This window comes from Bradyrhizobium sp. STM 3557 (genome assembly GCF_045571465.1).
Classification (GTDB): Bacteria; Pseudomonadota; Alphaproteobacteria; order Rhizobiales; family Xanthobacteraceae; genus Bradyrhizobium.
This window is the reverse complement of sequence record NZ_CP120697.1, coordinates 5,148,540-5,166,612: the sequence shown is the minus strand read 5'-3', so window position 1 is coordinate 5,166,612 and position 18,073 is coordinate 5,148,540. Positions and strand designations below refer to the sequence as shown.

Annotated in this window: 15 protein-coding genes and 2 pseudogenes; 10 read left to right on the top strand and 7 right to left on the bottom strand. The window is 60.4% G+C overall.

All coding sequences use genetic code 11. The features are described from left to right. Positions 1 to 79: 79 nt before the first annotated feature. Together P6U24_RS23730 and ligD (P6U24_RS23725) are read right to left on the bottom strand one after the other, a co-directional pair. Positions 80 to 442 (bottom strand): hypothetical protein, encoded by a 363-nt coding sequence (locus P6U24_RS23730; RefSeq protein ID WP_407154907.1) that lies wholly within the window; start codon positions 440 to 442, stop codon positions 80 to 82. After that, positions 442 to 1,362, bottom strand: coding sequence for a non-homologous end-joining DNA ligase (ligD, locus tag P6U24_RS23725; protein ID WP_407160562.1), 921 nt, complete (start codon positions 1,360 to 1,362; stop codon positions 442 to 444). The genes P6U24_RS23730 and ligD (P6U24_RS23725) overlap by 1 nt, the downstream gene beginning before the upstream one ends. 508 nt (positions 1,363 to 1,870) lie before the next feature. Between ligD (P6U24_RS23725) and P6U24_RS23720 the strand changes: the two genes are divergently transcribed. The 4 genes and pseudogenes from P6U24_RS23720 to P6U24_RS23705 all read left to right on the top strand — a co-directional run. Next, complete coding sequence (locus P6U24_RS23720; RefSeq protein ID WP_407154906.1) at positions 1,871 to 2,374, top strand: thermonuclease family protein; 504 nt, start codon at positions 1,871 to 1,873, stop codon at positions 2,372 to 2,374. A 135-nt stretch (positions 2,375 to 2,509) separates the two neighbouring features. Then, positions 2,510 to 2,689 carry a hypothetical protein gene (locus P6U24_RS23715; RefSeq protein ID WP_407154905.1) on the top strand — a complete coding sequence of 60 codons (180 nt, stop codon included), beginning with the start codon at positions 2,510 to 2,512 and terminating at the stop codon, positions 2,687 to 2,689. Between the two features lie 812 nt (positions 2,690 to 3,501). Beyond that, a complete protein-coding gene (locus P6U24_RS23710; protein ID WP_407154904.1) occupies positions 3,502 to 4,560 on the top strand; it encodes an outer membrane protein in 1,059 nt (352 codons plus the stop codon). A gap of 257 nt (positions 4,561 to 4,817) precedes the next feature. Further along, positions 4,818 to 5,342 (top strand): annotated as a pseudogene (locus tag P6U24_RS23705) (FkbM family methyltransferase); the annotation flags it as partial. Between the two features lie 18 nt (positions 5,343 to 5,360). Here P6U24_RS23705 and P6U24_RS23700 read toward each other — a convergent pair. From P6U24_RS23700 to P6U24_RS23690, 3 genes and pseudogenes are all read right to left on the bottom strand, one after another. Further along, positions 5,361 to 6,547 (bottom strand): IS3 family transposase gene (locus P6U24_RS23700; RefSeq protein ID WP_407154797.1). Its coding sequence is split into 2 segments (ribosomal slippage): positions 5,361 to 6,295 and positions 6,295 to 6,547, totalling 1,188 coding nucleotides; the frame shifts between segments, so codons are not numbered across the junction. Positions 6,548 to 6,681: 134 nt separating this feature from the next. Continuing rightward, a pseudogene (gene tnpC, locus P6U24_RS23695) lies at positions 6,682 to 8,290 on the bottom strand (IS66 family transposase). A gap of 37 nt (positions 8,291 to 8,327) precedes the next feature. Beyond that, a complete protein-coding gene (locus P6U24_RS23690) occupies positions 8,328 to 9,284 on the bottom strand; it encodes an aldo/keto reductase (RefSeq protein ID WP_407154903.1) in 957 nt (318 codons plus the stop codon). 271 nt (positions 9,285 to 9,555) lie between these two features. Here P6U24_RS23690 and P6U24_RS23685 point away from each other — a divergent pair, with 271 nt between their 5' ends. Next, entirely contained in the window at positions 9,556 to 10,380 is an 825-nt protein-coding gene (locus tag P6U24_RS23685; RefSeq protein WP_407154902.1) for a ribonuclease HII, read from the top strand. A gap of 24 nt (positions 10,381 to 10,404) precedes the next feature. Here P6U24_RS23685 and ligD (P6U24_RS23680) read toward each other — a convergent pair whose 3' ends face one another. Next, complete coding sequence (gene ligD / locus P6U24_RS23680; protein WP_407154901.1) at positions 10,405 to 11,352, bottom strand: non-homologous end-joining DNA ligase; 948 nt, start codon at positions 11,350 to 11,352, stop codon at positions 10,405 to 10,407. Positions 11,353 to 11,704: 352 nt separating this feature from the next. On the opposite strand from ligD (P6U24_RS23680), the gene P6U24_RS23675 reads away from it, so the two are divergent. From P6U24_RS23675 to P6U24_RS23660, 4 genes are all read left to right on the top strand, one after another. Then, complete coding sequence (locus P6U24_RS23675) at positions 11,705 to 13,606, top strand: FUSC family protein (protein ID WP_407154900.1); 1,902 nt, start codon at positions 11,705 to 11,707, stop codon at positions 13,604 to 13,606. Beyond that, on the top strand, positions 13,603 to 13,806 hold the full coding sequence (locus tag P6U24_RS23670) for a DUF1656 domain-containing protein (protein ID WP_407154899.1): 204 nt from the start codon (positions 13,603 to 13,605) through the stop codon (positions 13,804 to 13,806). Before P6U24_RS23675 ends, P6U24_RS23670 begins: the two co-directional genes overlap by 4 nt. A 9-nt stretch (positions 13,807 to 13,815) precedes the next feature. After that, entirely contained in the window at positions 13,816 to 15,108 is a 1,293-nt protein-coding gene (locus tag P6U24_RS23665; protein ID WP_407154898.1) for a biotin/lipoyl-binding protein, read from the top strand. 217 nt (positions 15,109 to 15,325) lie between these two features. Then, entirely contained in the window at positions 15,326 to 15,526 is a 201-nt protein-coding gene (locus P6U24_RS23660; RefSeq protein ID WP_407154897.1) for a hypothetical protein, read from the top strand. Positions 15,527 to 15,889: 363 nt separating this feature from the next. On the opposite strand, the gene P6U24_RS23655 is transcribed toward P6U24_RS23660, so the two are convergent. Then, positions 15,890 to 16,294, bottom strand: a complete 405-nt coding sequence (locus tag P6U24_RS23655; protein ID WP_407154896.1) for a response regulator transcription factor — start codon at positions 16,292 to 16,294, stop codon at positions 15,890 to 15,892. Positions 16,295 to 16,528: 234 nt separating this feature from the next. Here P6U24_RS23655 and P6U24_RS23650 point away from each other — a divergent pair, with 234 nt between their 5' ends. Then, positions 16,529 to 18,049 (top strand): tetratricopeptide repeat protein, encoded by a 1,521-nt coding sequence (locus P6U24_RS23650; RefSeq protein ID WP_407154895.1) that lies wholly within the window; start codon positions 16,529 to 16,531, stop codon positions 18,047 to 18,049. Positions 18,050 to 18,073 lie beyond the last annotated feature (24 nt).

Below are 18,073 nucleotides of genomic sequence, written 5' to 3'. Positions count from 1 at the left end.
CCGCAATGAGGCGATCACCTGTCCAGAGTGCAGCTATGCGGTCGGGAAGCCTGTCTGAGAGCCGCACGCGAAGGTAGGGCTACTTCCCGTGATCGCTGCTTTGGCTTCGCTTCAGCATGTCAAGAATGCCGGCGCTGCGCACCACCTTGCCGTCCTTCGAGAGTGGAACGTAGAGAGCCTTGTGCCCTTCTGCGTCCGTCACCTCGATCGCTTGTGGCATCGTGTCCGGGTACTCGCCACCTTGCTCCAGTATCTTCACGCGGTAGCCCTCGAAGCGCATATCGCGTCCGTCGAGCCACGGATCTTGCGGGCGTTCGTTAGGCTCCATGAGCGGAAGCTCCGGTTCGCGTTCGTTCTTCGGCATCGGCGTGACTGCCGATTCGCCGCGGTCGAGCGTCGTCCTCAGATCTGCGACGCTCCTGAGAGGATCGTGCGCGGGCATCAGATGTCCTCCCTCAGCCCCTTGTAGAACGGGTGCCGCACCTTTCCGTCGCTGGATTTGGTGCGATATTCGATTTCTGCTGATAATTCTGGTTCGACCCAAATGCCGCGATGGGCGATGCGCTTCGCGTAAGGCTGGGTTTTGCGGATCAGCGGCGTGAGCTGCTGGCGCAGCTCATCGGCAGAGGCGCGATCGAAGCCATGGTCGACCTTGCCGGCATAGATCAGGTCGGTGCCTTTGTAGCGGCCGACATAGATGCCGTCCCACTTATTGCCGGCGAGGGCGAAGCCGGCGATCGGCAGGGTCTCGCGTTGCGCGCAGGTCTTCTTCACCCAGTCGCTCGTTCGGCCGGTCGGATAGAGGCTGTCATGGACCTTCGAGACGACGCCCTCGAGCCCGACCTTGCAGGCATGAGCGAACATCTCACGCCCGTCGATCGCGAAGCTCTCGCTGAACTGGACGGGGGTGTTGGCGATCAGCTTTTCGAGAAGCGCCTTGCGCTCGAACAGGGGCAGCTGACGCAGGTCCCGGCCTTTGAGATAAATCAGGTCAAAGGCGACGAGCACGATCTTGTCGGAGCGGCCTTTCAGCTCGTTCTGGAGCACCGAGAAGTCGGTCGCACCGTTTGCTTGCGGCACCACGACCTCACCGTCGATAATCGCTGAGCTCGCGTTGATGTCCATTGCGTCGTGGGCGATCTTGCGAAAGCGGTGCGTCCAATCGTGACCGCGGCGGGTGAAGATCTTGATCTCGCCGTTGTGCAGATGAACTTGCACGCGGTAGCCGTCGAACTTGATCTCGTGAATCCAGCGCTCTCCCGATGGCACCCGCTCGACCAAGGTAGCGAGGGCGGGCGCAATGAAGCTTGGGTAAGGTAATTTGATGCCGGTCGTTGCGAACTTACGCCGTTGAAACGCCACTGGAAAAGGACTCCACGCAAACAAGCGATTCGAGTCATTCGCGAGTGATTCGTTCCGAAGAGAGAGTCCCGTGCACCGGGGAATGCTCAAGGCCACCCCCGCGCACCGGGTCCAATGCGGCACAGGCCTCCAAAGGCCAGCACCGGGCGGTCGTCGCCGGCAGCGAACCAGGCCGGCACCGTCTTTCCATCGACGGTGTCGTATTAACTGAACGAGGAACGGCGGCAGGCAGCGATTGACTGGACCGAGCCAGCGCTTAATTCCTGCTGCCGCGCCAAGCTCCTGTCCGGGGGAGGGCCGCGCTGGCGCTTCAAGCGGCCGTATCCGGTGGCTCTGGAGGTCCGCGACATCTGCGAGCACGGGCGCCGGCTGCGCGGCAAGGAGTTTCATCATCCCGAGCAGCCAGAATCCGCTGGCATCGAAACCAGTTGATAGTTGGCCGAAATCAAACCTCAGCAATCTATGGTCCTGGCTGATACCAATCCCGATGAGCAAACGCCGAGTCCTTATGTTGACGCTCCTGCTGTTAGCCAACGCGGCTCTGGCCGACGGCTTTGTGGGTCAGGCCAGCGTGATCGATGGCGATACGCTGGAGATTCATGGAATGCGAATCCGGCTGTGGGGTGTGGATGCTCCAGAAAGCACTCAGCTATGTCGCGGTGAGGATAGTTTGCAATACCGCTGTGGTTCGCAGGCTGCGAATGAATTGGACGCTTACATTGGCCGGCGCCCCGTCAACTGTGTTCCTCTCAACCTCGACCGGTATGGCCGCACGGTCGCGACCTGTTCGGTAGCGGGCACAGATCTTGGGGAATGGCTTGTGCGCAACGGTCTGGCTCTGGATTGGCCTCAATACTCGAAGGGCAGATATCGCGAAGCTCAGCGCGAAGCCGAGCGCAGCCGCGAGGGGCTCTGGAAGGGCAGCTACGTCGAGCCGTGGCGCTATCGGGTATGCATCCGTGCAAACGGAAACCCCTCCGCCTGTTCGGACGATGCAAATGCCCATCCTTGATGCGATCCATTGCGAGGCGTCAATCCACAACGTGCGATGGCCGATAACCGGCTTGGGCAGGTGAGCTTGGCCCGGTGTGGACGACTGATGCTACCCCAATATTCCCAACCAGCTCACTGAATAATGGAAAACGAAATGGTTGCAGCCATCCGTGAACTGCCGACGTCTGGTTATGCGCTTGAGGTGGACGGCCGACTCAAAGCCGAATTTGCAACCAGAGACGGCGCCAGGGCAGGCGGAGAAGAACTAAAGGGGCGTTTTCCCATGCTTCAGATCCGGATCTATCACGTGCAGATGAATGCGCGAGGAATCTAGATCTGTCACTGGCGGCTTCTTTCGCTTGCACGCGTGCGGCTTCCGCCGCATCGGGCTCTCGTGAACCGAGCCGCGCTGCGTCTCGGCCATCGGCGTCGATCCCTCGCGCAAGAGGACTGTGGATCTCCTCGCCGGGGGCACTCGGGAAAGGGGCTCGCCATCATGACGTGTACCCGCCTTGCTATCACTGCCCCGTTCCCGGGTGCCCTCTTGACCGGTCTCGTCGCTGCACTCGGTCCCGCGTGCCGCCTTCGGCGTCGCTATGCTCACGCTCCTGCGGGTGCCGTTTTCCGCCGAGGCGATGCGCCTTCGGCGCATGCCTAAACAGGCCTGCGGCCTTGGACATCCAAAAGCCAGGTAACATGAAAAAATGGGACGAAGGCAGGCCTCGCCATGTCCTCGCGTAAGAGATTGAGGCTTAAGAGTGCTGGCTCGATCTTGCCGTGACGCGTTGCAGGGAGGCGTGCTTGGCACGGTTCTGGAGCGGGAGTGGGCACAAAGGCCATCAACGCTTCACTCTCGGGTTTTGGCTCCCCCACGACCGCAAGCGGCTGCGGTTCTTCCAAGAGTGTGCAGCGACTTTGAAGGGCTTGAGCGCCGCTTGCGAAGCGCGTCAAGCGCCGCTGTGGGGCTTTACATTAGAAAGGACTTACCATGAAGCCCGCAAACGAAGGTGATCGTGTGTAATGGCGCTTGCTACTGTTGCTTGTGATGTGGACTTCTGCCCGTAGAGTGCACGTTAAGATTGCCACAGGCAATTTCCAATGTTTAAGGTCCCCCACGCAGGTACTCGGTGCTCAGGGAATTCTATTATGGGGCGAAGACTGTTTTTGGCGGCAACTGTATGTTCGGTCGGTTTGATCTGTGGCAAGGCCGCTGTCGCGGCTGAAGCGGACACGACTGGCGTCCTGGAGAAACTCGCGGCGCTGGAGGCGCGGATAGCCACGCTTGAAAGCGAAAATCGCGACTACAGACGTCGCTTGGCGCACGTGCAGCCACGGGGCGCGTTCACGCCCGCCGTGGCGAAGAGCTCAGGGGCCAATGCGCTGCCAGTCAACGCACCGGCGGCAGGTGAGACCAATGTCTTGGCGCCTGCTGGCGATCTGGCGCCGGTCCGTATGTCAACGAAGGCTCCGGCTATCGCCCTGCCGGTGGGCCGCTGGACGGGCTTCTATATTGGCGGCAACATTGGTTATGGCTGGGGCAGCTACGGCGCTTCGAACGCCACCGGGACGATCGTGACCGCGAATGGCAGCTCGGCTCCCTACGGCTTCAACGCTGTATCCGGCAACGGCAACGGGGTCACCGCGGGCATCCAGGCTGGCTACAACTGGCAGATCGCACAGACGGTGCTCGGCATCGAGGCTGATTGGCAGTATCTCGATTCAAAGACCAGCACCGGCAACTCGGCTATTGCCGTTCCCACCTTCATCGGCGGCAATTTCAGCGGCAGCGCTTCCATCAGCACCGATTGGTATGCGACCTTCCGTGGCCGAGTGGGTTATGCCTTTGGGCCGGCGTTGCTCTACACAACCGGTGGTGTCGCATTGGCTGAAACCAAGCTGAGCGCGAATGCTACGGGCAGTATCGTCACCAGCATTTTCCCGCCAACCCTGGGACCGCTGGGCTCCATGAGCGCTTCTGAGAGCGCCGTCCTGGTGGGCTACGTGGTTGGTGGCGGTCTCGAATATGCCCTGGGGACGGGTTGGTCTATAAAGGGCGAGTATCTGCACATGGGCTTCGGCACGAACGCCTATAATTTGACCGGCTCGCTTCAATCGCCGGCCGGGTTGACCGGCGTGATTGCGACTCGCGTCGATATCAAGCCGAGCTTCGACATCGCCCGTGTCGGAGTGAACTATGGCTTCTGATCCGCAGACCTGAAGAGATAGGGGAGGGGAGGCTTCGAGTCTCCCCTCTTGGGCAATCACATGCCGCCAATCGCTTTCTGGCCGGGACCCGAGGCCGCTCGATCGTAGATTGAAGACATCCAGTGGTCTACGGCGGACTAATCATGTTCTCTACGACTGTAATCCGGATACAAGCGGCGTTCCGTCGGCCGTAGGCTTGCTCGCGATCGAGTTGTATGGTTTTTGCTCAAACTACTTGGTTCAGGACGACGGGTGTAATGGCTAAGCGTGAAGCGTCAAGGTTCCTGGTACGTGTGTTGCGTTCCCGGTTGAGAGACCATCGAACCGAACTTTCCGAACTGCGGCGTCATATTCATCCGGGTGATGTCGTCTGTGATATCGGCGCGAACAAAGGAAGCTTTCTGTATTGGCTGGCGAGATGGGCCCATCCGGGTAGAGTAATTGCCTTCGAGCCACAGCCTGAGCTTGCGGAAGGTCTCTCCCGGCTCTGCCGCAAGTTTTCACTGAAGAACGTCACGGTTGAGAGATCGGCCGTCTACTCCTCGACGGAACAGCGCGAATTTTTTATTCCGGACGGGCATCAGCCCGCCGGGTCGCTTCTAAAACCGATCGGAGCGTCTAGAGCAATTAGTACCGCGACGGTCTCGCTGGACGACTATTTTTCCGAAATGGAACGGGTCTCCGCCATCAAGATCGACGTTGAAGGTGCCGAACTGGACGTCTTGCAAGGCGCAAAGCGTACTCTGGCCCGTTGCATGCCTCTATTGGTTTTTGAGTGCGACTGACCTGCCACCGAACTTTCATCCAGTAGCAGTTAGAGTCTCAGGGTTTTGTACGCCGATTGGCGCGGGTGGAGCAACGGGCGATCGGCGGAGCTGGCCGGGATTGCGCAGCCGATCGTCCGTTGCGGTGAATGTGGCGGCGTAGGCCGCCGGCGTGAGGTATCTCAGCGACGAGTGCGGGCGATCGCCATTGTAGTCGGCGATCCATGCCGCGATCTTGGTCCTGGCATCATTGAGGTCGAAGAACAGCGTCTCGTTCAAGAACTCATCGCGCATGCGTCCGTTGAAGCTCTCGACGAAGGCGTTCTGGATCGGCTTACCCGGCGCAATGAAGTGCCAGTCGATGCTGGTTTCTTTGCACCAGGCCAGCATGGCGTTGCAGGTGAACTCGGTGCCGTTGTCGGAAACAATCGAGCCCGGCTTGCCACGCCGCGCGATGATCGCCGTCAATTCCCGGGCCACCCGCCGTCCGGAGATCGACGTGTCCGGGATCGCACCCAGGCATTCCTTGGTGACGTCGTCGACAATGTTGAGGACACGGAAGCGCCGACCGTTGGCGAACTGGTCGTAGACGAAGTCCAGGGACCAGCGCGCGTTCGGCCTCGTTTCCAGAAGGATCGGCACCCGGACGCCAACTGCCTTGCGACGGGTCCGACGCTTACGCACGGCGAGCCCTTCTTCCCGATAGAGCCGGTGGACACGGTTGATCCCCGATGGCTCGCCTTCCCGCCGCAGCAAAATGAACAGTCGCCGATAGCCGAACCGGCGGCGTTCATTGGCAAGCTCACGCAGCCGGGCACGAAGCTCAGTATCCGGTGGCCGGCAAGAGCAGTAGCGGATCATCGTCCGGTCCGCTCCCACGATCGAACAGGCCCGCCGTTCCGACAGGCCCATCTTGGCCTTCAGGTGCGCGACGCCGGCGCGCTTGGCGGCGGGCCCTACCATTTTTTTGACAACAACTCACGGAGCGCCGCCGCATCAAGCATCTGCTCGGCCAGAAGCTTCTTCAGCTTCGTGTTCTCCTCCTCCAGCGCCTTCAGCCGCTTGGCCTCGGAGACGTCCATGCCGCCGTATTTAGCCTTCCAGTTGTAAAACGTCGCTTCCGAGATCCCATGCTTCCGAGCCAGATCGGCCGTCTTGGCGCCGGCCTCGTGCTCCTTCAGCACCGCGATGATCTGCTCTTCCGTGAACCGTGCTCGCTTCATCTGTCCGTCCTCGTCAGGCCGGACTCTAACTCCTCCTGGAGGAAATTCTCAGGGGCAGGTCAGGGGCTTTGTACGCATCCGGCGAAGGCCCCTGGTCAGCCAGCTTGTGTCAAGTAGCAGCCTGACCTGAACGATCAGGCTGCAGCGGAGACATCAGGGCGTTTCCAGTTCCATGGAAGCAGTTCGGCGATCTTGCTGGCCGGATGATCTGGCAACCTGGTGAGCACGTCGGCGAGCCAGGCTTGCGGATCGATATTGTTGAGCTTGGCGGTCTGGATCAGGGTGTAGATGGCCGCAGCCCGGCGGCCACCTTCGTCGGAGCCGGCGAAGGTCCAGTTCTTGCGGCCGACGGCCACAGTGCGCAGCTCGCGTTCGGCGGCATTGTTGGACATGCAGAGCCGGCCGTCGTCGAGGAAGCGGGTGAACACCTCCCAGCGCTTGAGGCTGTACTCGATTGCCTTGGCGGTCTCGCTCTTGCCGGAGAGCTTGGCGCGACGCTCGCGCAGGAAGGCATGGAGCTCTTCGACCAGCGGGCGGCTGCGCTCGTTGCGCATGGCGGCACGTTGCTGTGCCGCACGCCGTTGATCTCCCGCTCGATCGCAAACAGCGTGTCGATCTTTTCGACGGCTTCGATCGCGATCGGCGCCTTCTTCAGCCGCGCGAGCTCGAAGAACTTGCGCCACGCATGCCCCCAGCAGCCGACCTCGATGATCGGGTCCGGCTTGCGCGAAGCCTCGTAGAGTCGGTTGAAGCCGGCATAGGCGTCCGCCTGCATCAGTCCGGCATAGCCCTTAAGATGCGCTTCTGGATGTGTGACGGAGCGGTCAGGCGAGTAGAAGAACATAGCCGCCGGCGGCGCATGCCCGGCGAAGGGGCGATCGTCGCGCACATAGGTCCACAGGCGGTCGGTGCGCGTCTTGCCCTTGGCCAGCACCGGCACCGTCGTATCGTCGGCATGGAGGCGTTCGGCTGCGAAGACGTGGGCCTGTAGCACATCAACGAGAGGCTTCAAGGTCGCAGCTGCAGCGCCGACCAATCGGCGAGCGTCGAGACGTCGAGCGCGATACCTTCATGGTCGTAGGTCATGCTCTGCCGATTGAGCGGCAGATGCAGTCCGTATTTGGCGACCAGGACATGCGCCAGCAAACGCGGCCCGGCGCGGCCAGGCGCGATGGCATGGAACGGCGCCGGCGGCTGGCTGATCGCCTCGCAGGCCCGGCAGGAGAACTTCTCGCGCACATGCTGGATAACCTTCCACTGCCGTGGCACGAGCTCCAGCGTCACCGTCACGTCTTCGCCGATCTTGCGCAGCCTGTCGCCACCGCAGCACGGGCAATTGGCCGGCGCGGGATGCACGACGCGCTCGCGCGGCAGGTGCTCGGGCAGCGGCCGGCGTGCCGGACGCCGACGCTCGAACGGCCGCACGTCGACCTTGGCGGCTTTGGCCCGCTCGGCTGCCAGATGCGCCTCGGCTTCGGCCTCCGATGCATCCTCCTCGAGGTCGGCGAGTTCGAGCTCGAGCTGTTCGAGCACCGAGGAGTGCTCGGAGAATTGTCCATACTGCTCATGCTTGAGCTTGGCGATCGTGAACTTCATCTGCTCGATCAGGAGCGTTCGAGCTCGCACTTCGGCTTCGAGATTGCGCGCCTTGGCTTCCGCCACAAGATGGGCCGCCTGGCCGGCGAGCACCAGCGCCTTCAGCGTCGCGACGTCATCGGGGAGCGAATCGGTTGTGATCATCATCAAGGATGGAATCACAGCTCCAGCGTGCGCGCATCAGCTATCGCCCTCGCGCACAGGCGAGAAGCTCAGCCCGCGGCTTCGGGCCGCCACGTTCGCTGCGGGCGCCGACCACCAGCGCGACGGCGACCTCGGCGGCGGCGGAGAACTGCAGCGCCGCGATCCGCAGGTCGACGCCGTGGCGGTCGGCGACCTGCTGAAGCCTGGCGCGTTTCTCGATCGCCTCGGCGGGAATCTTGAAGTTCTCCTTGCCGTAGTTGTAGCGCGGACTGCCCGAGATGAAGCCCGCGTTGAGCGATGAGCCGATAACCAGGGAGATGCCTTTCTTGCGGACCGCGGGAAAGAGTTCGTTCACCGCGCTGGCATGGTCGATGAGGGAGTATTGCCGTGCGCAAAGGCAGACGTCCGGATCCGCGTCTTCCATAACCTTCAGGATCGGCAGGAGCGTGTTCACGCCGATGCCCCAGGCGCGGACGATGCCCTCATCGCGCATTTTCGAAAGCGCGGGGAAGGCGCCTTTGCGCGATATTTCGTACTGCTCCTCCCAGCCGTTCGGAAAGAATGCGAAGTCCGGCGAGATGTCGTGCACGAAGGCGATATCGAGGCTGTCGACGCCGAGGCGCTGCAGGCTGTCCTCGATCGAGCGCCGCACGCCGTCGGCGGTGTAGTCGTAGACGATGTCATTCGGAGAATCCGACAGCGGGTAGATCTCCGCGTGGCGGTTGTTCTTTGACGCCTTGAAGAGCTTGCCGACCTTGGAGGACAGCAGATATTCGCTCCGCTTCTTTCCGTGCAGAAGTCGGCCGAAACGCCGCTCGGCCAGGCCGAACCCGTACCATGGCGCGACGTCGAAGTAGCGGACGCCGATTTCCCAGGCCGCCGCGAGCGTGGCGTCCGCTTCCTTGTCGGTATGTTTGTTAAACTCGTTCCCCAGCGACACTCCGCCGAGCCCGAAACGGAACTGCGGTTGGAAAATTTCCTGCGCTCTGTTTGGCATCCGATTTTCGCCTTTCCTTCGGGATGAACGGTCGGAACGCGAGGCCATTCCGTCTTTAGGCGAAGGGGGGTGGCCGGAGGCGGATGAGCAGTTCTGGTGCAGACATTGGAGGGACGGAGCGGAATGTCCGGACCCTCAGAAAATGGTCGCAGTTCCTTCGAAAAAGGGGCCGCTGCGCCTTAGATGAAGGCAGACAGCGAAACTTCAGATAATCGCCACAAAGTTCACCGACACGCGCAGCCAAGCTAGTCTTAGGCATAGAGCCCGTTATATGACCCGATATTCACTCGACGTGCTTCGTCAGCGCTATCTCGTCGAGAAAAGACCCCTCGAGGCGAGTGTCGAGCAAGTCTTACGCGCCGACAGCCGCGCGGGAGCGCGTGCCATTTTGGCTTCAATCGATAAACGCCGTTTTGAAAACAGGTCCGAAGGGCAGCGCCTTCGCAAAATGCTCCGCTTCGAGACGCCACTCTGGGAAAGCGGCCATCATGCCGTGGCAGGCGTGGACGAGGCCGGAATGAGCCCGCTCGCCGGGCCGGTCGCAGCTGCCGCCGTGATCCTGAAACCTGGCACGCGGATCATCGGAATTGACGACTCCAAAAAGCTCGACGCCGCGGCTCGCGAAGAACTCGCAAAGGAGATCAAGGAAAAGGCCGAGAGTTGGAGTGTAGCGCTTGTCGAGGTGGAGGAGATCGACGCGATCAACATTTATTGGGCAGGCATCCAGGCCATGCAACGTGCAGTCCAGGGGCTGGGGGCGACGCCGCAGCACCTGCTGATCGATGCGAAGCGGTTGAAGGGAGTCGACATCCCTCAGCAGGCCATCATCAAAGGCGACGCCAAATCCGCCAGCATCGCCGCCGCCTCCATCCTCGCCAAGGTCGAGCGCGACACGGTGATGCGGGCACTCGACGTGCGTCACCCCGGCTACGGCTTTGCCGATCACAAGGGCTACCCGGTGCCGGCGCACTATGAGGCGCTCGCCAGGCTAGGCGCATGCGCAGCCCATCGGCGGTCGTTCGGACCCGTACGCAAGGCTCTCGGGTTGCCGCCCCTGCCGCCGTGGCCTTCGGCATCCGAGCGCGCTGCCGGCTGAATTGCAGTTCGGCGCGCCGCGGTATCATTTTCGCGATGATGCCTTTTCCCGGACGACGTCCCTGGCTTTCTTGTCGGACCGCAGGCCGAGATAGACCGGCTGGCGCAATTCACCCTTGCTCGTCCACTCGGCGAACCTCACCTCTGCCACCAGCGAAGGCTTGACCCACGTGGTCGCGCCTTCGTCCTTCACCTTGGCGGGGAAGGGCGATTTTGCGGCTCTCAACTTCACGAGCTTGGCGTGCAATTCTGCTAGCGTCTGGTGGCTGAAGCCGGTCCCGACATGGCCGATGTAGCGCCACGCGTCGTTTTCTCTCACCGCGAGAACAAGAGCACCGAAGAATGGCCGGGTACGCTTAGGAGCCGTGAATCCGGCGATCACCACTTCCTGCCGCTTCGCCGCCTTGATCTTAAGCCAATCCGGACTCCTGCTGCCCGACGCGTACACGCTGTCGGCGCGCTTGGCCATGATGCCTTCCAGCCCCTTTCGCTCGGCTTCCGCGAAGAACGTCATACCATTCGCGTTGCGGTGACGGCTGAACGCAATCAGCTTGTCGCGCGGCAAGATGGCTTTGAGCCGTTTCTTGCGCTCAAGGAGAGGCTGCTTCCGCAAGTCCGCTCCGTTCTCGAACATAAGATCGAAAACGCAGTACAGAAGCTTCGCCTCGTGCCGCAGCGCGTTCTGGAGCAGCTGAAAATGCGAGACGCCATCCTTTCCGATCGCGACGAGTTCGCCGTCGATCACGGCATCGCTCTTGACACCTTCGAGCGCCTTGACGACCTCGCTGTAGCTGTGGTTGATGATTTTGCCGTTGCGGCTGTAGAGCGTGACTTTGCCGCGCTCGATTTCGGTAATCATGCGGAAGCCGTCGTACTTGTCCTCGAAGACCCAACCGGGATCGTCGAAGGGCGCATCTGTCAATGTCGCGAGCATCGGTTGCAGGCGTTTCGGCAATGTCGACGTTCGGCTCATACCTCATCCATTAAGAGCGGGCGTGCCATATGATCCGCAAGATGGAAAGCCCGAGGGATGCATGATGTTCCGGCACGGGTGGAGCCCGGCTGTACGCACCTGGACCGGAAGCAGGGGGCAACAAAATTCGTGGTGAAGGGGCGATAGAGCCGGCCCTATTTGGACCGTCCTTTCAATGAGCGAGCCATAGATATCTAATGCGTCGGCATGGCTTGCGCGGGCAATCGGCCGTGCATTCTCGCAATGAAGTCAACGGATTGGAAAAACCGCCCGAACCGAACATCTGATAGTAGAGCTCACTCCCGTCCATCAGAAAGCTGTGCTGTTTCAGCTGCGGATGAGCAATACGCGAATGAACGATACCGGGGCCGCCGCCGAAACGTTTCCTCCAGTCCTCCTCGGCCTTTCCTGGGGGTCCTGGATGTTCGCGATCCGGGTCTGGTTGGCTTGCCTCCTCGCGCTCTATCTCTGCTTCTGGCTCGAACTGGATTCTCCGTCCACGGCCGCAGTGACCGTAGCAGTCCTGGCGTTTCCCACGCGAGGTCAAACGATTGAGAAAGCCGGCTTTCGGCTACTCGCAACGGCTATCGGCGTGATGGCATCGATCGTCATCGCCGGTCTCTTTTCCCAGACAGGTAGTCTTCTGGTGATTGTGTTCGGGGTATGGCTGGCAGTCTGCGCCTACGCTGCCACCATCCTCGACGGCAATCGCGCCTATGCGGCCTCGCTCTCCGGCATTACTGTCGCGCTGATCACCATCGACCAAATCGACAGTCCGCTGCAGGTCTTCTCGACGTGCATTTCGCGTGGCGCCGAGATAACGATCGGTGTCCTGGCGTCGGCCTTCGTCAATGAGATCATGGGGGCACCGGACTACCATCCGATATTAGCCGCTCGTCTTCTTGGGCTGCAGTGTCAGGTGATCGATTACGTGGACGGCGTCGCCCAGGGCCACCCGAGATCCTTACCGATCCTGACCGGCCTTTTCTCGAACATCTCGTCCCTGCGTGCGGAGGTCGCCAGCCTGGCGACCGAGGCGAGCAGCGGGAATGCAAGGAGCGCGGCCGCGCTATCCGCGATGGCGGGCATTGTCACCGAATTGTCACTGGCGTGCGCACTGACCGGCACGACCGCGGCGGCGAGGGCGGTTTTGTCCATTGATACCGAGGACAAGAACATGTCGGCGCGAATCGCCGAGACCTCCGATTGGTTGAAGAGGGAGATATCAAACAGAAGGAGGGAAGTTCATCGCGACCTCGACGCACTGAAGGCCAGTACGCTGCCTCTTCGGCGATTGCGCGCTCCCATCTATCGATCGCGCCGGCTCGCGGCCGAAACGGGCATCAGAGCGGCGGTTCAGTTCCTGCTCGTCGCGCTCGTCCTCGTGCTGGGCGGGTGGCCGGCGACGGAATTGTGTCTGTCGCTTGCGGCTGTCGTCATTGCCTTGAGCGTGACGGCGCCAGACCCACGCGTGTTCGGGCGGCTGACGATCATGGCGTTGCCGACGGCATGTCTGCTCGCTGGATTCCTGGAATACAACGTTCTCGACGGAGTATCCGAGTTCCCATTGCTGGCAATCGGACTCGCCCCCGCCGTCATTGGACTCGCACTTTTGATTTCACTGCCGAGCGGAACGCTTCCGTCGTACGGCCGCCTTGCATTGGTATTCACGCTCATCGTGCTGGCCCCGACCAACCCGCAAACATACGATCCACAGGCTTTCGCGACCAAGTGCCTTTTCGTTTGTCTTTCAGCGATCTTGGTATTCCTGGCCCAACTCCTCGTTCCACCTGTTTCGAATGAGCGTCGGCTTCGAATCCTCTTAAGCGAATTCCGCTTGGATCTCCGTGGCCGCAATCTTCATACCAGGCCCCATCTGGAGCCTGAAGAGGCCGCATTTCGCGATGCCACGCTGGTCGAGCAGATCCTGACGGCAAGCGCGCGCTCTCCACGCGATATTTGGGCGGCCGACGAAGCAGTGCGTTGTTTCGATCAAGCCGCGGCGTTGAGGCGATGCTGTGCCGAATTGAACAATCTCGTCCCCGGACCTCTGTTCGAGCAGGTGCGCACCGCGCGAGCCGCATTGGCCGTGGGAAACGCCGACATGATCTTGTCCGCAGCGGAATCGCTGAGGAAAGCGGCAACGGATCTTAACATGACCGCGGCTTCTTCCTGCGCTTCGCTGTTGGCCGCAAGCATCGCCTTCCGGCCGTCAAGGGCAATGTTCAGGTGTATTGGAACAGAGCGTCCATGAATCCTGCTCACCGCGATTTCATCGTCGGCGGTTTGCTGATCGCTCCCATCGTCGCCTATGCCGTGACAGCGCTTCTGCTCTTCCTCCTGCTGCGACCGGTGCTATCGAGAATGGGGTTCGAGGCGGCTTTCAGTAAGCCATCATTGGCGGAGTTCTGTCTCTACGTCACCATATTCGGCTTGCTCGCGTTGTTCTTCTAGGAACGCTTCATGAAAACCGCCTCTCCCGAAAACTCGAACGACGCGCGCGACAGTCGACCGGTTGCAACGCCGAACTGCGCAGAAAATGGCGAAAAGCATCCTGCGTTTGGGCAGGATCTGCCGCCTTGGGAAGCCGCGCTCCTCGTGGCCACGCGGCGCGACGCGCTCCGGCGCATAATGATCCCGAGTTGCAAGCGGCTTGCGACGATTGCGTTCGTGTTGATAGCCGTGCTCCTCTCGCTCGGCACGTGGCACTACTACGTAACCGCTCCCTGGACGCGGAACGGCAGCGTGCGAGTCCAGGTCGCAAACATAGCGCCGCAGATTTCTGGCAAGATCGTCGAACTGCTGGTGAGCGACAATCAATTCGTCCACAAAGGCGACGTTCTCTATGTAATCGATCCTTTCGATTTCGAAATCGCCGTCCGCATCAGCAAGACGTTGGTTGAACAGCGCGCGGCAGACCTAGAAGTGAAGCAAGCCGAATCGGCGCGGCGGCAAAATCTGTCGGACCTTGCTACGACACCGGAGCAACAGCAGGTGTATGCAGGCAATGCCGCCGAAGCAAAGGCGGCATATGAGGCGGCTCAACACCAATTGGCGCAGGCCGAACTCAACCTTAAGCGGACGAAGGTACTTAGCCCCGTGGAGGGTTACGTCACCAATCTCTTGCTGCGCGCAGGAGACTACGCGCTAACCGGGGTCAGTAACATCTCAGTAATCGACAGCAACAGCTTTTGGATCGACGGCTACTTCGAGGAGACTAAACTAGCCCGTGTGTGCGTCGGAGAATCCGTCGAGGCGCACCTGATGGGATACTCGCAATCGATTATCGGCCATGTGAAGACCGTGACTCGCGGTATCAGCGTCTCGAACGCGGCAAACGGTATTCAAGGTTTGCCCACGGTAGACCCGGTCTACACGTGGGTACGCCTTGCGCAGCGGGTTCCGGTCCGCGTTGCCATCGACAGAGTGCCTCCCGGCGTCCCGCTCGTCTCCGGTATGACGGCGACCGTCACGGTTCGAGAGCCGTCCATCGGCGGACATACGAGTTGGTTCGACCGCGTCCGTTCAAGCATCCTGGATCCGGTGTCCGACTTGTTCGGAAAACAGCAGAGCGTACGCCCTGATTGCCTGCAAGACTCGTCACGCGGGCCCGCAGAAGCAGAGGCTATTCCCTATTCCAAGGTGCCCTCTATTCCTTCGCCGGACGCAATCGAGCCAGGTCTCGCGCCCGGCATCGACGATTCGCCTCGCCTGCCAGAATCGGTCAAGCCGAACGCCTTAACTCATCCCGACTAGTACCTCTGCACAGGGTTTTGACCCGCTGCCGGCAGCATTGCTGGGTCAAGTTCAGTGGAGGTCAGTCTTCTTGTCGAGGGGATAGATCGCATGCGATCTGGTCGCCGGCATAGCGGCTGGGTAAGCCGAGTATATTCAAATCGCAGGACGCATCGGGTAAATGCAGGGTGAGAGCGTCCCGCCGATGGGTGGCGTTGCGGCTGCGACAGGGCTATCGATGCACACGACCGACAGGAAAAAAGTGAAGGCGATCGCCCAACCGGGCGCTCCTGCGCTAGAGAAGGGCCTCGACCTGCTGGAGGCGCTGGCGGCCGAAGCGCGCGGCCGTCGGTTAACCGAAAAGCGATCAAGCCAGACGATCGGCAGGCTTGTCCTCAGCTTGTCAGATTGGCTCAATGTTGCCCAGACGCCTAATTGAAAGGCAACTGCTATTGGCGGATGAAAGGGGATGGATCGCGCGATTCTTCAACAGCACCCCGCCCAGGCCAAGCGCAACTATCGCTGCAACTCGGTGCCACCTAGCGCAACGAGACCTCGAACCATTTGTCAAGAAATCCCCAAGCTGATTACGAGCCCCGCAGCTCGCTTCCGTCGGTTCTTGGGCGAATATCCATCCCCGCGAGCATCCAGCATTGTGGGCCAAATCGGCGTCTCATTCCCTTGCCTGTTTGTTTCGTTGTAAGGGGCGTGTCGAATTAGGATTTCGACTGAGGTATTCCCCGAAGTCGGTCACCCTGAATCTAGCGCCCATGACGCCGTTGATGATCTCTCGAAAAGGAGTTCACGGATCTGCTTCATCTGTTCCCAAAGTGTTGCCTAATCTCACGAGCGCGTCATTAAGCGCTTCTACCAGTTGCTTCGCCTCGAACGGCTTTTTCAGAAGACAATGCGCTCCGCTCGCTTGAGCCTGAGCGGCAATCGTCGGGCCGTTGCGGGCTGTGATCAGTATCACAGGCATTTCATATCCGGTTCGTCGCAGGTGGCGAGCGAGGTCGAACCCGCTCATGCCGGGCATGGCGATGTCTGAAACGACGCAGTGGCATGACCCCGCCAAACCGCTATCCAGAAAGCAGGCAGCGGAGCCGTATGCGAGAGGTCGATAGCCGAATGACGCCAGTAGCGTCGCAAGTGCCGAACGCACCGACTCGTCATCGTCGATGATCGCGATCAACGCGCTTTCAGGCACGACTTTCCTTCAGTGGACGTCATTCTCGTTCGTCCGTTTTCGTGATATTGAAAGACTGCCTTGAGTAAGAGTGAATTGAGCTATTTCGAACGATTTTTCCCCGCGCGCTTTTTAAAAGCCACTTCAATTTCAAGAATGCACGTCTGCCGCCGAGCATCCGGTGCACACGGCGCTGCCCATTAAGACAAATGGGTATATGCATGAGCGAGGACCCTCGTCATACCCATGCGTTCGATGACAGATACCGACAAGAAACGAGAATGCAGCATCGAAGAGGCAGCGGCTGGCGTCTCGCGGTTCCGGTCTTTATGGGCCGGGTCGAAAAGCGTGCACCGCCCACTCTTGGCCGCGCTCAGCGACCACTCCCGGCGTATCGGTGCAGGACTTGCGGGGCTCGCCGCCGTGGGTACGATCGTGGGAGGCCTTACTGGTTATTGGAGCGCATACAAGGTCGTTGTCAGCGACTGGATCGGACGAAAGCAGGTAACGATGGAAGTGCCTCGTCTGTCGATCGCTGTGCTGCCGTTCGATAACCTGACCGAGGATCCCGCGCTCGGCTTCTTTGGAGACGCCGTCGTGGACAATCTGACGACGGATTTGTCGACCAGAATGCCGGAAGCCGTGATCATCGCGAGCGCGGCATCTCTCGAGTATAAGCAGCGGCCTCTTGAGCCGCGCAAGGTGGGCAAGCAGCTCAATGTCCAATATCTGCTGACCGGATCAGTCCTCCGGACCGGCTCGTCCGTGCGCATTAACGCAAGACTTCTCGACAGCAAAGACGGCCAGGAACTCTGGGCGGATAGCTTCGAAGGAAACATGGCCGAGTTGCCGAACATCCAAGATCAGGTGACATCCCGTATTTCAAATTCCCTGCAATTTACCTTGCCGGCCGTGTGTATCCGTCGGACGGAGAAGCCCGACAACGAGGATGCCTTTGAAAATCTATTGCGCGGCAAGGTCGCACTGAACGACGAGCGGCGGCGCGGAATCAATCCTCGGAAAGAGGCGGAGCGTTACTTTCGGAAAGCTATGCTACTGCAGCCGGAGAATTCTGAAATTCAAACCGAACTCGCCTTGGTGATCGCCGAAAATCTGTTTCTCAGTCGGTTACTTCCGACTGAGCAACAACCGGCTTCGGATGAGGTGAGGGCAAAACGGAGGGAGGCTAGCGAACTTATCGAGAAGGCGACGAGATTGCTCCCGGGTACGCCCAACGCCCGGCTGGCGCGCGCTCTTCTCAGTCTTCATGACCACGATTTCGAAAGCGCGCGTCTGCAGCTCGAGCAAGCCCGATCGACGAACCCCAGTGACTACATGATTCTTTACTTCTTGTCCCTCGACTATGAGTATCTCGGTCGGCCGGCCGACGCGCTGCCTGTCTTTCAGGAGATCTACTTGAGAACTGCCGGAAGGGTCCCGGCCTACCACGTCATTCTTCTCGCTTGGGGACGCGTCCAGCTGCTGCTGGGCAAATGGCATGATGCGCTCGAGACACTCAAGGAAGCCCATGCGTTGCGCCCTTCGCCGGCGACGACCGAGGCTCTCGCCATCGCCTATGCGGAAAATGGTGATCTCAAAATGGCGCGTTCGCTCTTCGCTTCATGGCGAGAGTGGCACATCAAACATTTCGGAGTACCAACCATCAAGTCTCTGCTCGCATCCCATCGGCAATTATCGAATGTTCCCGAGTACATTAACCTCGTGAATGCGACCTACCTCGACGCCTACCGAAAGCTGGGTGTCGCGGAGCAGTGATCGATAACGAAGATAGCACTCCAG

Coding starts and splice junctions, on each gene's coding strand:
- P6U24_RS23675 (WP_407154900.1), top strand. CDS start 11,705: ATGAACGATACCGGGGCCGCCGCCGAAACGTTTCCTCCAGTCCTCCTC.
- P6U24_RS23710 (WP_407154904.1), top strand. CDS start 3,502: ATGGGGCGAAGACTGTTTTTGGCGGCAACTGTATGTTCGGTCGGTTTG.
- P6U24_RS23715 (WP_407154905.1), top strand. CDS start 2,510: ATGGTTGCAGCCATCCGTGAACTGCCGACGTCTGGTTATGCGCTTGAG.
- P6U24_RS23690 (WP_407154903.1), bottom strand. CDS start 9,284: ATGCCAAACAGAGCGCAGGAAATTTTCCAACCGCAGTTCCGTTTCGGG.
- P6U24_RS23650 (WP_407154895.1), top strand. CDS start 16,529: ATGACAGATACCGACAAGAAACGAGAATGCAGCATCGAAGAGGCAGCG.
- P6U24_RS23730 (WP_407154907.1), bottom strand. CDS start 442: ATGCCCGCGCACGATCCTCTCAGGAGCGTCGCAGATCTGAGGACGACG.
- P6U24_RS23670 (WP_407154899.1), top strand. CDS start 13,603: ATGAATCCTGCTCACCGCGATTTCATCGTCGGCGGTTTGCTGATCGCT.
- P6U24_RS23660 (WP_407154897.1), top strand. CDS start 15,326: ATGCACACGACCGACAGGAAAAAAGTGAAGGCGATCGCCCAACCGGGC.
- ligD (WP_407154901.1), bottom strand. CDS start 11,352: ATGAGCCGAACGTCGACATTGCCGAAACGCCTGCAACCGATGCTCGCG.
- P6U24_RS23665 (WP_407154898.1), top strand. CDS start 13,816: ATGAAAACCGCCTCTCCCGAAAACTCGAACGACGCGCGCGACAGTCGA.
- P6U24_RS23685 (WP_407154902.1), top strand. CDS start 9,556: ATGACCCGATATTCACTCGACGTGCTTCGTCAGCGCTATCTCGTCGAG.
- P6U24_RS23720 (WP_407154906.1), top strand. CDS start 1,871: ATGTTGACGCTCCTGCTGTTAGCCAACGCGGCTCTGGCCGACGGCTTT.